19 protein-coding genes are annotated in these 15032 nt (G+C 65.0%); 13 read left to right on the top strand and 6 right to left on the bottom strand.

Annotation, left to right across the window (positions count from 1 at the left end; all coding sequences use genetic code 11):
* Window positions 1-9: 9 nt before the first annotated feature.
* Window positions 10-405: a hypothetical protein gene (locus SynRS9909_RS01735; protein WP_050752451.1), complete on the top strand. Its 396-nt coding sequence runs from the start codon at window positions 10-12 to the stop codon at window positions 403-405.
* 60 nt (window positions 406-465) lie between these two features.
* On the top strand, window positions 466-1197 hold the full coding sequence (locus SynRS9909_RS01730) for a M15 family metallopeptidase (RefSeq protein ID WP_007100786.1): 732 nt from the start codon (window positions 466-468) through the stop codon (window positions 1195-1197).
* Window positions 1198-1249: 52 nt separating this feature from the next.
* Here the strand turns inward: SynRS9909_RS01730 and SynRS9909_RS01725 are convergent, their stop codons facing one another.
* Both SynRS9909_RS01725 and SynRS9909_RS01720 read right to left on the bottom strand, forming a co-directional pair.
* On the bottom strand, window positions 1250-1705 hold the full coding sequence (locus SynRS9909_RS01725; protein WP_007100787.1) for a DoxX family protein: 456 nt from the start codon (window positions 1703-1705) through the stop codon (window positions 1250-1252).
* A gap of 24 nt (window positions 1706-1729) precedes the next feature.
* The gene (locus SynRS9909_RS01720) at window positions 1730-1954 is read right to left on the bottom strand and encodes a hypothetical protein (protein WP_007100788.1); all 225 of its coding nucleotides are present in this window, start codon (window positions 1952-1954) and stop codon (window positions 1730-1732) included.
* Between the two features lie 334 nt (window positions 1955-2288).
* On the opposite strand from SynRS9909_RS01720, the gene SynRS9909_RS01715 reads away from it, so the two are divergent.
* The 9 genes from SynRS9909_RS01715 (at window position 2289) to SynRS9909_RS01675 (ending at window position 9603) form a co-directional block, all read left to right on the top strand.
* Window positions 2289-3206, top strand: a complete 918-nt coding sequence (locus SynRS9909_RS01715) for a major capsid protein (RefSeq protein WP_007100789.1) — start codon at window positions 2289-2291, stop codon at window positions 3204-3206.
* A 35-nt stretch (window positions 3207-3241) separates the two neighbouring features.
* A complete protein-coding gene (locus SynRS9909_RS01710; protein ID WP_007100790.1) occupies window positions 3242-3679 on the top strand; it encodes a hypothetical protein in 438 nt (145 codons plus the stop codon).
* 2 nt (window positions 3680-3681) lie between these two features.
* Window positions 3682-4131: a hypothetical protein gene (locus tag SynRS9909_RS01705; protein ID WP_162858296.1), complete on the top strand. Its 450-nt coding sequence runs from the start codon at window positions 3682-3684 to the stop codon at window positions 4129-4131.
* An 18-nt stretch (window positions 4132-4149) separates the two neighbouring features.
* Window positions 4150-4926: a hypothetical protein gene (locus tag SynRS9909_RS01700; RefSeq protein ID WP_007100792.1), complete on the top strand. Its 777-nt coding sequence runs from the start codon at window positions 4150-4152 to the stop codon at window positions 4924-4926.
* Between the two features lie 32 nt (window positions 4927-4958).
* The gene (locus SynRS9909_RS01695) at window positions 4959-5345 is read left to right on the top strand and encodes a hypothetical protein (protein WP_007100793.1); all 387 of its coding nucleotides are present in this window, start codon (window positions 4959-4961) and stop codon (window positions 5343-5345) included.
* Between the two features lie 638 nt (window positions 5346-5983).
* Window positions 5984-6997, top strand: a complete 1014-nt coding sequence (locus SynRS9909_RS01690) for a hypothetical protein (protein ID WP_222929181.1) — start codon at window positions 5984-5986, stop codon at window positions 6995-6997.
* Between the two features lie 41 nt (window positions 6998-7038).
* Window positions 7039-7464, top strand: coding sequence for a hypothetical protein (locus SynRS9909_RS01685; RefSeq protein ID WP_007100795.1), 426 nt, complete (start codon window positions 7039-7041; stop codon window positions 7462-7464).
* A 10-nt stretch (window positions 7465-7474) separates the two neighbouring features.
* On the top strand, window positions 7475-8362 hold the full coding sequence (locus SynRS9909_RS01680) for a hypothetical protein (RefSeq protein ID WP_007100796.1): 888 nt from the start codon (window positions 7475-7477) through the stop codon (window positions 8360-8362).
* Complete coding sequence (locus tag SynRS9909_RS01675; protein WP_007100797.1) at window positions 8359-9603, top strand: hypothetical protein; 1245 nt, start codon at window positions 8359-8361, stop codon at window positions 9601-9603. Before SynRS9909_RS01680 ends, SynRS9909_RS01675 begins: the two co-directional genes overlap by 4 nt.
* A 487-nt stretch (window positions 9604-10090) precedes the next feature.
* Here SynRS9909_RS01675 and SynRS9909_RS01670 read toward each other — a convergent pair whose 3' ends face one another.
* Window positions 10091-10432, bottom strand: coding sequence for a hypothetical protein (locus tag SynRS9909_RS01670; RefSeq protein WP_240307722.1), 342 nt, complete (start codon window positions 10430-10432; stop codon window positions 10091-10093).
* Between the two features lie 258 nt (window positions 10433-10690).
* Here SynRS9909_RS01670 and istA point away from each other — a divergent pair, with 258 nt between their 5' ends.
* Window positions 10691-12247 carry an IS21 family transposase gene (gene istA / locus SynRS9909_RS13865; RefSeq protein ID WP_162858297.1) on the top strand — a complete coding sequence of 519 codons (1557 nt, stop codon included), beginning with the start codon at window positions 10691-10693 and terminating at the stop codon, window positions 12245-12247.
* Entirely contained in the window at window positions 12174-12929 is a 756-nt protein-coding gene (gene istB / locus SynRS9909_RS01665) for an IS21-like element helper ATPase IstB (RefSeq protein ID WP_007102656.1), read from the top strand. Before istA ends, istB begins: the two co-directional genes overlap by 74 nt.
* Before the next feature lie 210 nt (window positions 12930-13139).
* On the opposite strand, the gene SynRS9909_RS01660 is transcribed toward istB, so the two are convergent.
* The 3 genes from SynRS9909_RS01660 to SynRS9909_RS01650 all read right to left on the bottom strand — a co-directional run bounded on the left by SynRS9909_RS01660 (window position 13140) and on the right by SynRS9909_RS01650 (window position 14958).
* A complete protein-coding gene (locus tag SynRS9909_RS01660) occupies window positions 13140-13913 on the bottom strand; it encodes a sigma-70 family RNA polymerase sigma factor (RefSeq protein WP_240307723.1) in 774 nt (257 codons plus the stop codon).
* A gap of 160 nt (window positions 13914-14073) precedes the next feature.
* On the bottom strand, window positions 14074-14316 hold the full coding sequence (locus SynRS9909_RS01655; RefSeq protein WP_007100804.1) for a hypothetical protein: 243 nt from the start codon (window positions 14314-14316) through the stop codon (window positions 14074-14076).
* Window positions 14317-14463: 147 nt separating this feature from the next.
* Window positions 14464-14958 (bottom strand): hypothetical protein, encoded by a 495-nt coding sequence (locus SynRS9909_RS01650; protein ID WP_162858298.1) that lies wholly within the window; start codon window positions 14956-14958, stop codon window positions 14464-14466.
* Window positions 14959-15032 lie beyond the last annotated feature (74 nt).

Here is a 15032-nt window from a genome sequence, read left to right as displayed (position 1 = left end):
CTGATGCTGATGGCACGACGACCGCGCCGCTTTTACGCCGGACTCTCCTTCCGACCCCCTGCCGCTGTGGCTGCTGCAGCCGATCGCGCCCTGGAGCGCCGGGCCCAGCAGCCGCCTTCCAAGCGCGGCATGACGCCGGTGGGGCTGGCCCGGGCGCGGCAACTGCGCAACAGACAGGAGCTCTCACCCACCACCATCGATCGAATGGTGCGCTTCTTCTCGCGGCACGAGGTGGACAAGCAGGGCTCAACCTGGCACCAGTACGGCAAAGGACGGCAGGCCTGGGATGGCTGGGGCGGTGACCCCGGCCGCCGCTGGGCCACAGCACTCGCACGCCGGATGAATGCAGCCGAGCGAGCAGCCCAACGAACCACGAATCGCGACCGCCGGCAGCGGCAGCGATGATCAAGATCCACGGCCAGGACGACTCCCTAAGGTCATGGCTCGATCTGGCGAGCGATCGTCATGTCTTCTGGTTTGCGCACAGCGATTGCTCTGCTGGCCGCAGTTGCCCCAGTGATCAGCGCAGCAACAGTGGCCGCTCCAGCCAGCACGTCGGCCCCATCCGGTTTGCGTTGCAGCGGCGATGGGTTGGTGTCGTTGCTGGCGCTGCAGCCCAGGCCATTGCTGGAGCTGCGCTACGCCAGTCCCTACAACTTTCTGGGCGCCACCCTTTACCCACGGCTTGATCCCCAGCTGCGCTGCCCAGTCGCTCTCGCCCTGCAACGGGTGCAACGCGATCTAGCGCGCGAGGGTCTGGGCCTCAAGGTCTGGGATGCCTATCGCCCGCTGGCGGTGCAGCAGCGCATGTGGGATGCCATCCGCGACCCGCGCTACGTCTCCGACCCTGCAATGAATGCTGGCCGCCATACCCGCGGGACAGCGGTGGATGTGACCTTGGTGGACCGACGCGGCAAGGAGCTGCCGATGCCCACGGATTTCGATGACTTCTCCGCAGCCGCACATGTGGATGCCCCTGGCATCAGCAACGATCGAGCCAGCAATGCCCGCCGACTGCGCAAGGCCATGGAGCGCCATGGCTTCCGCGCCTTCCCCACCGAGTGGTGGCACTTCGATTGGAAGGACTGGCAAGACCTGCCGGTGGTGCGTGCCAATCAATCAAGCCCGATCCCCGACCATTCACAGACGGGAACGAATCAAGACTCAAATAAAGGGGGTATTCCCCCAAAAACGTAGAAGCTGGGCAGGGTGCCTCGAAAATTTCTCAGCTTCTGGAAAATCCCCTTTTTCAAGCCCTGCTGTCCTGATCGGCAATCAGCAATAAGCCGCCGATGATCGCCAGGTTCTTGAACAGCTGAATCCGCTCACCGGCATCGGCTACATCAGCGTGGAACAGCAGGGTGGTGGGCACCAGGAACACCAGCAGCAGCACGGCTCCGAGACGGGACTTCCAGCCGCTGATCACCAGGGCTGAGCCCACCGCCATCAAGGCCATCGCCGCCACCAGCAGCACGGGCGCCAACGGCAGTCCCTTAGCCGCAATTGCAGCTGCTGGACCTGCAAAGCCCGTCAGCTTGCCGATCACGGCATGCACAAACACCAGGCACAGGAGCACCCTGGCGATGCGGTTCAGCAGCGACAGGCGTGCGGTCTGCACCGTCATCAACACAACGTGGCCACTGGCGCCAGTCTGGCCATGCCCAGAGCAGAGCAGCACAAAGCCCGGTGGAGCCAGGAGCTCCACCGGGGCGGGCCCGTGGCCCCAGGCTCAGAGCACTGAGACGGTGCCGATGCGCTTGGCCTGCAGCTTGCGGGCCAGCTTGTGGGCCAGCTCAGCCGGCAGGAAGCGGGGCTTTTTCACCGGCTTGCCCTGGCGGCCATAGAAGACCGTGATGCGCTCGGCATCAGGAGCCTTGATCCCGCCGGGATAGACGTGCACCATCAGCTGGCGGATTTCAACAGCGGCCGGAGAGCAGAGAAAGGAGGAGGCCATCACAGAGGAGGCGAGGGACAACCGCGATCAGCCCCGGCTGTAGCGCCCTGGCAAGGACGCCTCGCAGAGGCGCCCGGCCTGATCCTTGCCAGGGCGAGACGGCTGGGGCAGCGGTGCATCCGTTCTTTCCCGCGCCGACTTGGATGGCCACCGATGTCCTGCACAGGCCCGCTGTGATCTGCCAGCTGGCGGCTTGCACCCGGACAATCAGGCGCAAGGCAGCGCATCACAGCCCCCGTGCATGGCGGCGGCCAGATGGATCGCATCGGCTGTCTGCTCGCATGGCAATAGCTGGTGACGTCAACTGGGGCCGGGCCCCGGGAGTGCAGCACCGATGGGCCTCACCCTGATCGAGGCAGCCAAGTACGAGACCCGCTTGGAGCACCTGGCGGTGATCAAGACCTTCGCTGAGGGCGAACTGCTCAGCTGGCTGCCGTTCATGAACATCGCCGGCGGCGGCCTCTTCTATTCCGTCGAGAAAGAGCTCCCCTCGGTGGGCTTTCGGGCGGTGAACGAGGGCTACAAGCAGAGCTACGGCGTTGTCGATCCCCAGTCAGAAGCCGTGCACCTCTTCGGGGGTGATGTCGACGTGGACCGCTCGATCGTTGACCTGCAGGGCCCGGAAGCCCGTGCTGCTCAGACCGAGATGAAGGTGCGCTCGATGCGGCTGACGCTGGAAGCGGCACTGATCAACGGTGATGCCACCGCCAGCCAGGGCCGTGGCTTTGACGGCCTCGCCAAACGCCTTGCCCCTGGCACTGAGATGGCGCTCAACAACGGTGGCGGCGCCCTCGATTTCGACAAGCTCGATGAGCTGATCGACTCGGTGAACTCCTACGGCGGCAGGAAGTATCTGGTGATGAGCAAGGCGATGCGCCGCCAGCTCAATGCCCTCGCTCGCCAGACCGTTGGCCAGGGCGTCTACAACGTCTCGACCAACAACCTGGGGGTGATGGTGCATCACTACCAGGAGTGCCAGATCCTCACCGTCGATCGCGACGCCCAGGGTTTGGAAGTGCTCGGCTACGGGGAAGCGGGTGGCACCAGCTCGATCTACTGCTGCACCTTTGGCGATCAGGCGGTGACCGGTCTGCAGGGCCCCTTCCAAGGCCGCTACGGCATCTCCGTCCGTGACCTCGGTGAGGTGCCCGATGCACCGGTGTTCCGCACTCGCATCGATTGGTACGTCGGCTTTGGCGTCATGCACCCCCGTGCTGCAGGCCGGCTGCACTCGATTGCTCCGATCTCCTGATCGCCATTCCGTACCCATTCCTTGGAGACCGACCGATGACTCGCCTCAAAGCCAATCCCCTCATTGATGCCGCCACCCTGCTGGTGGGCTGGACCAACCGCTCCGCCACCCGCGACACCGAGAAGGTGTTCAGCAGCGGGGAGGTGGTCAAGCTCAACACCAAGCTTGATGCCGCCGCACGCTTCTCCCTGCTCGTCTCCCACCCTGGCCACAGCGATGCGGTGACGGTGGTGCTGCATCTCGCACCGCAGCTGCGGGACGGCACGATGGGCACCTTTGTCCCCGTCGCCACTGTCGCCGTCCCAGCAGAAGGCGGCCGGGTGGAGGCCTACATCTCCGGTCACGACATCCTGCTGGACACCGCCGATGTCGATAACGCCGATCTGCCGGCGCTCTGCTTTGCCAAGGCGGTCGTCACCCCCTCCACTCCCGAGGGGATGGTTGTCGGTCTCACCGCCACCCTGCCAGCCTGACCATGACAGGAGCGCAGATGACGGGAATGGCCGCCCAGGGACCGCTGCCGGCCGGGATGCTGCGCATCCGCCAGGGCAGCGAGGAGCGCTACATCTGGCCCGTGCACCTGCCCGGCTGGTTGGCGCTCGGCTGGCGTGTGGCCGGGGCAGAGCCGCCGGCACCGATCGCCGCAGCTGCTGCTGCACTCCCTGAGCCGGATGATGCAAAACCTGCATCAAGCCGCAGCAGGCGCGGCAAGCGCCGCAGGAACGAGCAGGAGCGGAAGCAGGAGCAGGACCAGGAGCAGCCTCCTGCAGCCACAGAGTCCACGCCAGAACCCTCTGCGATCAGCACCGATGACCTGGCAGTGGCAGCGGCGCCCACCACCGAGCCAGGTGACGACCCCAGCGCAGTGGAGGAGGTTGCGCTCACCGCGCTGCCGGAGGACCTGCTCGACGACCCGCTGCTCTGATCCACCCGCCTCTTGGCCATGGCCTATCCCCTGCCCCAGCAACCACGGACCGTGGGCGGTCAGCGCGTAAGGCTGCTTCCCCCGCTCGGCTGTCCAGGCGTGGAGCAATGGGTGCTGCCGATGGAGTTCGCTCGCTGGGCCGAGCTCGGTTATCGCAGAGGCCCAATCCCAGCTGATGACCTTGAGCTGTTCTGGCTGCCGGCTGATAGCCGCTGGAGCGAACCGATCGGCTCGGCCGCCATCGAGCTGGTGATCAACCCACGCCAGAGCATCCCATCACCGATCTCGGTGAGCTGGGGTGATGGCAGCAGCAACATCGTGCCCTGGCCTGCCGTTTCCAGGCAGGCGCCCCGCCTGCGGCATGTCTATGCCCAGCGCTCCGATGTGACGGTGCAGGTGCAGCTGGGGATGCTGATCGCCACGCTGAGTGTCGCCCTGGTGGGCTGCCCGGTGCCGCCGCAGCAGCTGCTGAACAACCGCGATGGTGGTGGTGGCACTGGCGGTGTGATCCAGCCGCTGATCCCCAGTGCTGGCATCAGCGGTGAGCCCTACGACGGCCGCCATGCCGTCGTCTGGAAGCTCAGGCTGCATCCGAATGGGGGACTGGGCTTCATGCCAGACCCCACCAGCGGTGAGCCGGCCTTGGCGGTGGTGCAGGAATCGGGCGTCGGCAGCCGCGCCACCCGCTGGTATTCGGGCGATGGCCCGCCGCCATCAACCCTGCAGCCACCACCGGCGGTGGGTGACTTCTACCTGGATCGGTTGAGCGGCCAGGTCTATGAGCTCTCGCCTTGATGGCAAAAGCAGAGAAAGGCCCCTGTTGAACGATGCCCCTCTCCTGGCGACAACTGGCCTCTCTGATCGGACCTCCTGGACCGATGCCGCCCCAGCTGGTCTGGCTGGCCAATCCCCAGGCCAATGACCGGCGCATCCTGCTGCACGCCCCCCAGACCCTGACCATCGGCCGCGTCGATGCCGTGCTCACTGGCGGCACCAGTCCGAGCATCAGTTTTTCGTTGCGCCATGGCGCCGATGTCTCCGCTGCGGGCACGGCAGTCACAACCGATCCGATCACCACCGCCAGCACCACCAGCGGCAGCGTGATCACCAGCTTCCAAGTCCCGGCTATCCCTGAGGGCCAGTGGTTGTGGCTCGAGGTCACGGCCTCATCCGGCTCGCCTCAGGCCTTGACGGTGTCTGTGCAGTTCAGCTGAGGCTGCGGCCCAGCAACAGATCCCGCGCCCCATTCACCAGCTGCATCGTGTCGTGCTCGCCGCCACGGTCGGGATGGTGCTCAGCAGGGCGGCAGGTCGCTCAAGGGTGGACTGGGGCATCAAGCGCTCTCTCTGCTCCACAGCATGACGGAGCGGCTTCTCAGCCCCGACGAGTACCCCCATCAATGGGAAGGGCGCCCCGTAGGGAGCGCCCTTGGACCTGTTGCGAGGCTTTCGGCTGACACCGCCCCGGTCTTGGTCTCTACATCCTTCATAGATCTGCTGAATGGAGCGAAACCGCTGCCTCAACAGTCCTTCACGGGGTGTGGCCAACCAGGCTCGACAGCCCCTGCACAACCGCATGGCAATAGCTGGTGACGCGACGGGCAAACCGCCCACTGGCTGCTATGGGGTCCTGGAGTTCCACCGGTTCCATTCGCGGTCCTGAGGGACCTGCCGGCCCGCAGGGTTCACCTGGGGTTCAAGGCTCTCAAGGCCCTGCTGGTCCGCAGGGACAGCAAGGACCTGCCGGCCTGCAAGGGCCAGAAGGTCCGGCGGGACCCTCCGGTCCCACGGGCCCGACCGGTGCCCAGGGCATCCAGGGCCCGGCCGGTATCGGCATCAACTTCAAGGGTTCGGTGGCGACGGTCAATGACCTGCCGGCCAACCCGGATCAGGGCGATGCCTACATCGTGCAGAGCGATGACTCGCTGCGGGTCTGGGACAGCGCGAGCAGCAGCTGGGTGGATGGCGGCTCGATCCAGGGGCCCCAGGGTCCGGCTGGCCCAGCGGGTGCTCAGGGTGCTGCCGGTCCCCAGGGACCTGCTGGCCCGCAGGGACCGCAAGGCATTCAGGGTCCTGCTGGCGCCGATGGCCTGATCGGTCCACGCGGCACGGGCTGGTTCACCGGCAGCGGTGCTCCGCCCTCCTCCATCCCAGGCGCGATGGATGGCGACCTCTACCTCGATCTGCTCACCGGCACCGTCTATCAGCTCGGTCCCATCCGGGTGGCGGACCTGCCAGCGATCGGTGCTGTCTTTGAGGGTGGCTACTACGCCGGTCTGATCAGCCACACCGCCAATGGCGTCGCCACCCATGCGCTGATCATTTCGCCCAAGGCCTCGGGCTCGGCCCTCAACCTGGCCTGGAAGACGGCCAACACCTCCAGCGCTGGCACCACCAGCGTCTTCGATGGGTGGGCGAACAGCGAGGCGATGAACAACACCAGCCATCCGGCGGCGCAGTTCTGCCGTGGCTTGAGCATCGCCGGCTACGACGACTGGTATCTCCCCGCCACCCAGGAGTGGGACATCCTCTGGCGGGCCTTCAAGCCGGAGACGACCGCGAACGGCACCTACTCCGGGACGGGCTTTGGGGCCAACCCCTATGCCGTTCCCCAGGGCGATGATTACACCGACAGCAACCCGGCCCGTACACCCTTGACCGCCTTCCTGGCTGGTGGTGCTGAATCGCTCTATCACTTCGATGAGAACGTTGGTGATGAGGCGTTTTTCCACTGGACCTCGACGCAGGCCACCAGCAGTGCCGCCTACCAACGGACGACCTACACGGGCGATCAGTTCTCGGGCAGCAAGACCAGCACCTTCACCAACCAGGTGCGGGCGATCCGTCGCATCGAGGTGGTGCCCTGATGCGGCGTCGACGGAGCTGCTGAGCTGATGGGGATCGGCTGATGGCCAACTGGCTGCCGCGCACCCAGCTCCCAGGCCAGCAGGTGAGCGTGCGTGCCACCACCACGCCCCTGCTGCCGGCAGCCAGCGCCCTGCTGAATCTGCCTGGCCTGGGGCGATTGGGGCATTTCCTCAGCATCAGCACCGATGCACCCGCCTGGGTGAGCTTCTACAGCTCGGCCGCTGCCCGCGAGGCCGATGGCAGCCGCCCCATCAGCCAGGACCCGGCAGCCGGCAGCGGCGTGCTGCTCGATCTGGCCACCACCGCCGAGGCCCTCTCGATCACAGCACCACCGGGCGGCACCTACTTCACCAGCGAGGTGACCACCGCCTTGCCTTTACCGCCGCTGCGGGCGCTGGTGCGCAACACCGGCAGCAGCCAGGCCGCCATCGCCGTCACCGTCACCGCGGTGGTGCTGGCGCCATGAGGACCAGCCCATGAGCCGCACCCTGCTCGACATCAGCCGCCTCGGCACCGGCACCACCTGGCCTTCTGTCGCCACAGAGGTGAACGGCTACCTGCAGACCTGGATCGCTGCGGCCAATGCCCAGGTGAACGAGCATGAGCTGCGCATCGTCACGCCGCCCAACCCGGAGGCCACCGCCACCGATCCCTGCGGCTGGCGCCTCGAGGCGGCCCTCGCGCAGCTCACCCCCGCTGGCCATCCGGCGGTGCTGATCCTTGAGGTGATGGTCACCGGCACAGCGCTGCAGATCCTGCCGGGCATCGGCAACAGCGAACCCCTCCTCGGTGATGAGGATGCAAACGGCTGGATCTTCCCCAGTCGCGAGGTGGGCCCTGCCCATGGCACCTGGAGCAGCAACCCACTGCCGTTCACGGCCCAGGTGGGCTGGTCACTGCAGTCAGGGCAGGAATATTTCGTCTTTGCCTACAGCCAGCACCGCTACACCAACCGTCAGGCGGTGCCGTTGCTGATCGCCCGCGATCAGGTGTCGGGCCACTGGATCCTGGCGGCGACGCCAGCATCAACTGCCGCCGCCGATGGCCTGCGGGCAGTGAGCTGGGACAAGAAATCCGGCCAACCCATCGGCTCCCGCGGCCTGCTGCGCGACACCCTGCTCACCACCGTGCGCATCCAGCGACCGGCCGGACTGGTGCTTGCCATGACGGACTGGGGCTATGCAGCCAATGTCAACGTGCCGGCCTATCGCTTTGACCCGCTGATCCTGCCGCCGGATTTCGCGGCGGTGAACCTCAGCAGCGCCGCACTGAGTTACTACAAGGCCGCTGATGGCAGCGAATGGCTGGCCCTCGGCGGCCATGGCCTGCTGCTCCGCACCAAGGAAGAGGCGACGGGCCCATGACCTTTCAGGTGTTCGCCCAGGTCTTTGCTCCCGGCAGCTGGAAGTGGACCGGTAAAGAGCCGGCCGGAGTCGGCCTGCAACTGGATGGGGCCTTCCGCTCCTTTGCAGATGCGGTCAACGCCCATCCCAGCAACGCGGCCTTCCCCCTTGCGGTGATCCGCAGCCATGCCGATGCCAGCAGCAATCGCTGGGGTTACACCTGGCAGCTGGGCCATCCCACCGATCCTGCTCACATCTGGCTGATCACCGAAAGCCTCACCGCCCAAGGTGACAGCCAATCGAGTAGCAGCGCCCGCTTTGGCTACGCCAAGGCGAGCACCTTCTCAGACACCAGCAGCAACGGTGGTTACGGCTCCTACAGCAACTCCAGCAGCTGGATGACAGCGCTGGCCTATCTCGACACCACCACCGGCCTGTACTCCAGCGTCGGAGCGCTGCTGCTGATCGCCCAGGACACCACTCCAGGAGCGGAATGGTTCTGTTGGGCGCTCAAGACCACAGGCGGTAACGAGGACCTGCACCGCGACTGCTGCCATGCCCTCTACAAAAGTCCCGGCAGTCAGGGCTGGCATTCGATCGCCATTTTTCCCAGGACTGCCAGGCAGTTCTACGGGCAGTCGGTGCTGGCTGGTTACACCGGCATGGAGTTCTCCGCTTTTGCCTCACCCTTTGCGGCAGCGTTGCCCACCTACACCCAGCAGCTCCGCAGCGGCCTGCATCTGGGCTTCTACGACAACACCCTCGCAGCCCAGGGCCTGCTACAGGCTCCTCTGCCACTGGTGCAGTTGCCGCCCAAGCTGTTCATCGGCAACACCAGCAAGGGCGGTCCCACCATCCAGTTCGGGAAGGTGACCTTTGCCGATGGCGTCATGCTGCAACTGGGCCAGCGCTCCAGCAGCTACGACGTCTGGTTGTGGATGCCCACCGGCACGAGCCACAGCCATAGCAGCCCCTGGATCAACCCGCTGCTGTTCAGTGACTGGCAGGAATGCAATGAACTCAACTTTGTGGTCGGCGCTCACGCCAGCGATGTGCAATTCCTGCCGCTTTCGGCTGACTTCATCAATCACTTCCCGTCCCTGAGCGCGGTGGGCGCCCGTCAGCATCCGCAGCAGGGGCCTCTGCTCTCCGGTGCTGGTGGCGGTGGGGGAGGCGAACCAGGTGGGGATGGCAGCGGCAGCGGTAACGGCAACGGCTCGATGCGCCCCAGCAGCGGTCTGCTCTGGCCGCGGTGGACCTGATCTGTTGACACGCTTGTCAAACGCCCCAGGGCAAAGGCTCCTCCCAGCCCGTTTCTGGGCAGATCAGATCCCAGCAGCTGCCGTTTGGCTGCAGATCCGGCAGTGAGAACAACACGAGCTGACGGGCGACCTGCACGGGATGACACCGCAGGGGCGTGCTCTGGTGTGTTAGGCGGGACCGGCAGGGAGCGTTGGTGGTGGCTTCCATTGCGCATGGGAGAAGAAACGCCCCCCTCCACGCCCCTGAGCCACGGGGTCAAGGTCACCGCTCGGTGCTCGCCTTGGCCTTGACGCTGTGGTGCGGCCAGCCCACCGCTACGGGTGGTTCCTGACCGAGAGGCGGATCATCGGGGCCGTGTTCTCCTGCGCTCAAGGACCACCGCAACACCCGCACTGACCAGCTAGTGCGCTCCGCCACCGCCGGCATGGCCAGACGAGCTGGCTGGGCCTTGATGCCGGGATCAGGGCTCCCGGCGGGCCCTGGGCCTCAGGCCATCGGCTGCCAGCGCTGCAGCCGCTCCTGCTGGGCGAGAAGCCGCTCATCGAGCTCATCCACACGCGCCAGACACCGCTGGATCGCCGGGATCACCTCCTCCTCCAGCCGGGTAATTTCTTCTTCTCCGTAGGGATAATCAATCCAGGTGCGGCGCAGCGGCAGCCCCCGCCGCAACTGCAGGATCCGCTCGATCGCCTTGAGGCTGGATTCAAGCAGCAGGAACGGATCCTCTTCTGGCCGGCAGAACGGCGAGGCAGCAGCAGAGAGCATGGCCATGGAATCGGCGCCGAGAGCGGCGCAGCGACGGGACCGATCCCAGGGGAGGCCCGACACCAGGAGGGCCTCAGACTGGAGAGGACCCGAGCAAGCCACACCGCTGCGCGTGAAGCGAAAGGGGCCTCAGCCCCCATCAGTGAGTTGCTGGCGCAGAGCTGCCAGGGCTTTCTTTTGAGCTCTGTTCGACGACAATCTGGTTGAGGGGTCACGCCAATCTGGTTGACCGCTCTTGAGGGGTTCTGCTGAATCCGGTTGCCATGCGCAGGGCACCGGGACATGCCTGCTCCCCTCACCGCTCAACAGATTTCGCTGTACATGTCCAAACGACGAGCCGGCAGCCGCCAGGAGGTGGCTGCCGCTGCGGCGGGCATCTCGGTGAGCAGTGCCCACCGGATCGACTCCGGTCGCTTGCAACCCAAAGCCGCCAAGCCCCGCAGTAGACGACGCCCTGACCCATTGGCGGCGGTGTGGGAGCCGTTGCTGCTTCCCCTGCTTGAACGCCATCCAGCCCTCACGCCCACCACGCTGCTGGAGCACCTGCAGGAGCAAAATCCTGATCAGGACTGGAGTTCTGTCAAACGCACCCTGCAGCGGCGGGTTCAGCACTGGAAGACCCTCCATGGCCAAACGCCTGAGGTGATGTTCCCGCTGGCGTACCAGCCCGGCGAGATCGGCTTCTGTGATTTCACCAAGGTCAAGCGCGTGGAGATCACCCTGCGGGGAGAACCATTCCCGCACCTGCTGTTCCATTACCGCCTGGCCTGGAGTGGCTGGGCTTACGGGCAGGTGATCCATGGCGGCGAGAGCTTTGTGGCCCTTTCCGAGGGCTTGCAGAACGCCCTGGCTGCCTGCGGTGGGGTGCCAAAAGAACTGCGTACTGATCGCTTATCGGCCGCCAGCCGCAACCGTGACGGCAGCTACGCCCTCGACATCACGCCCCGCTACCAGGCGCTCTGCAGCCACTACGGCCTGAGCCCCAGCCGCAATAACCGTGGTGTGGCCCATGAGAACGGCATCGTCGAGGCACCCCATGGCCACGTGAAACGGCGGCTGGAGCAGAAGCTGATCCTGCGCGGCAGCTGCGATTTCGAGGAACCCGCCGAATACGGCAAGCTGGTCGCTGAGGTGTTCAGCACGCTCAATGCCCCGCGGCAACGGCGCTACGAACAGGAATTGGAGGTGCTCAGCCCGCTGCCGGCCTTTCGCTTTGCCGACTACGAGCTGCTCACGGTGCGGGTGCGGAGCACCAGCACGATCGAGGTGCGCCAGGTCGTCTACTCGGTGCCGCCGAGCCTGATCGGTCGCCAGGTTGCGGTGCGCTTGCACCATGACCGACTGGTCGTTTACCTCGGTCGCGACTGGGTTTGCCAGCTCCCACGCGCTTATGGCGCTTCTGGCGAGAAGCGAGCCTGGTGCATCGATCTGGAGCACCTGATCGATGGCCTACGTGCCAAGCCGCGGGCTCTGCTCCATTGCCGCTACCAGCGCCACCTGTTCCCCGATGAGCGCTGGTGGGGCTTGTGGCAACAGCTCTTGGCCGGCGGTGACCGTGACGGCGCGGCCCGGTTGATGGTCGAGGCACTGTATGTCGCCGTGCGGGTGGCGTCTTTTGAGCTTGTGCTCAGCTTCCTGCAGCAAGCCCACCAACGCAAGGCCCTGTCGCTCTCGCTGTTGCAGCAACGCTTCCGGCTGCCGCCGCGGCGGAGCGCCCTGCCTGATCCCGTGATTCCTCAACACCTGCTGGCTTCCTATGACCACCTCCTTACCGGTTCCTCGCTCTCAGGCGGTGGAAGCGACCTTGCCGTTGCTGCTCAAACAGCTGAAACTCGCGCGCTTTCGCAGCCACTGGCAGCCGCTGGCCGAGCAGGCTGAGGCCCAGGGCTGGAGCCCTGGCCAGTTCCTCTACTCGCTCTGTGAACTGGAGCTGGAGCAGCGGCAAATCGCCCGCCAGCAGCGCCTGCTGCGCGGCGCCCATCTCCCTTGGCAGAAAGGGCTCGACGGGTTTGACCACCAGCATCTCGACCCGCGTCAATGGCAGGAGCTGCAAGGCCTGACGCAGCAGACCACCTGGCTGCTGCAGGCGGAAAACCTGTTGCTGTTTGGCCCTAGCGGCGTGGGCAAGACCCACCTGGCGATTGCGATCACGATGGCGATGGCTGCGCAGGACCAGGCCTGCCGCTTCTTCCCGGCCACGGCGCTTGTGCAGCTGCTGCAGAAGGCCAAGGCGGCCTATGACCTGCCGGCAATTCTGCAAAAGCTGGACCGCTACAGCCTGCTGGTGATCGACGACATCTCCTACGTGCGCCGCAGCGAACTGGAGACCTCGGTGCTGTTTGAGCTGATCTGCCACCGCTATGAGCGCCGTTCGTTGCTGGTGACCAGCAACCAACCGTTCCGGGAGTGGGACGACATCTTTCCCAACGGATCGATGACTGTGGCGGCGGTAGACCGGCTGGTGCACCACTGCCACATCATCGGCATCAAAGGCGAGAGCTACCGGCAGAAAGCAGCTGCTGCAAGGGTTTCCAGTGATCAGAGCAACCCGCCAACGTAATTGACGCGAGCGTCATCGCCGGCACGATCACAACCACCATCGGCCTAAGCAAACAGAACCAAGGCGGCGACACGAAAACTGGCCCACCCACCCAATCAGTAAGCCCACCAGGACAACCGAATTGACGCGCCGCGACAGGCCTGGTCACGATCCAGATCCCAACTGGATTTCAAGCCAGAAGCAGGTCCCGAAACCAAGCTCATTCACCGGTCAACCTGATTGACGCCACACATCAACCTGATTGACATCTGACAGAGCTCGCTGCACCGACATGCAGCTGATCTCAAGCCGCTCAGCCGCAGCCCGCAGCGACAGGCCCTCCAGGACTGTGAGCCTCAGGGCCGTGGCCTGGGCGGCGGGCAGCTGATCGACCAGCTGCTCCAGCGCCAGCCCCTGCTCAACGCCGCTGGCTGGAATCTCGGGCTCGGGGGAAGCCAGCTGATCGAGCCGGCACTGCTCGCCATCAAGGCTGGCATCGAGGCTGGCGTGCCCCAGTGGGCATTGGCCCTGCTCATGAAGGCGGCGCGGCACCCGCACCAGGCGCACCCGATCGCGCAGGTGGTGTTGCAGAGCCCCGCTGATGCAACGGCGCAGATAGGGCGCAGCCGGCGAGCCGGCTCTGCACAGTGGAGCTGAGCGAATCAGAGCTTCTCGGGCCACCTGGATCAGATCCTCCCGCTCCACCAGCGGGAACAAGCGCCGGGCCATGACGGAGGCGATGGCATCGGCCAGGGGCAGGTGCTCCAGCACCAGAGCATTACGGGCCTTGAGGGCCGAGCGGCTGAGGGCTGCAGCTGACTGGCGGCGGCGGGAGGGGGAAAGCGGGGAAGCCACCTTGAGGACGGCGAAGAACCCCACCCCCACCGGCCGGCCGCAGCGCCATGACAAGGACGCCCCGCAGGGGCGCCTGGCCTGATCCTTGACGCGGCGTAAGGACTGGCCGAGGGATGCGGTGGGTGTGCGCTGCACTGATGGCGATCCCACCTCCACTCCTGACGAACAGCAGCCAAGCCAGAGCTGCTACGCCCTCTGCCCAGGGCCGTGAGATCGGGCCTGCAGGAAGCAGCCCGCTCCGATGCCACCACGCAGGATCAAGCCCAGCCCCGATGCGGGGGTCTGGTCTGTGGCCTTGGGAGCTAGCCGCTCAACAGTGCAGCTCGTCGGCAAGCGCCAGAACCGTGTCCATCAGAGGCTCCATCGGGATCAGCAAGACATCCCGCTCGGGTGAGCCCACGGGAGTGGCGCATATCTGGGCAGTGAGCTGAGCCAACTCTCTGCGCAGCACAGCCAGCCGCTGATAGCGATAGTCCATGGCGGCATGAGCATCTGCTCTCAGTGTTCCCCCAAGCGCCGCGTTGTGGTGTGCAGCGTCATGCGGCACCACCATCAGCCAGCCGCGGGCGCGGCTCCGATCCTTGCCGCCGCCCCGCAGTCTGAAGATGCGAGAGATCTTTCACAGTTTTCGCATGAACCAAGGACGGAAATAACGCGAAACTTTCGGAAAGTCTTCCTAGAGATTCTCGTTGTGACTCATTCAATAGGGATCAAACTCATCGTCTAGAGCGACCTGACGAGATATGTGGTCTTTTTCGGCTTGAGAAACGCTTTCCCACACCTCTCTGCAAAGGCGCAGAGACGACCTCGTTCTTTCATCTCTTTTATTAAATATAGGTGGAGGGTCGATCCCGATCAGGAAGGTGACTTCAAGACCTGCTTCCTCCCTGCCTGCCCTGGTTGCAAAGAATAAAGGGTAGTTGATCCTCGCCAACGCTCCGATGTGCTTGTTGCCTCGTCCGCATGCATGATCGGAGAGCCTTTTTCTTATGGTGCTCTTCCCGTCGATGGACTGGCCGACGTAGAGCATGAAGAAGTTGTCGGGAAAGTTTTCTCCGAGATACAGATCAGAAGAGTCCCCCGCCTTTACTGGCAGCGAGTCGATATTGCTGGTACCTATGAGATAGAGGCCTTTCTCCCGCGGGGCCTCACGGTATCGACAAAGTGGAAGCGGGTCTGACCAAGGGGTGTTCATGCAGCCTTCTTGGCGGCAGCAGGCTCCGAGTAATCAAGCTGACAGGACGACAACATGGCATTCTTGATACTTAG

Source organism: Synechococcus sp. RS9909 (assembly GCF_014279595.1).
Taxonomy (GTDB): domain Bacteria; phylum Cyanobacteriota; class Cyanobacteriia; order PCC-6307; family Cyanobiaceae; genus Synechococcus_C.
This window is presented reverse-complemented; position numbering and strand designations above follow the sequence as displayed.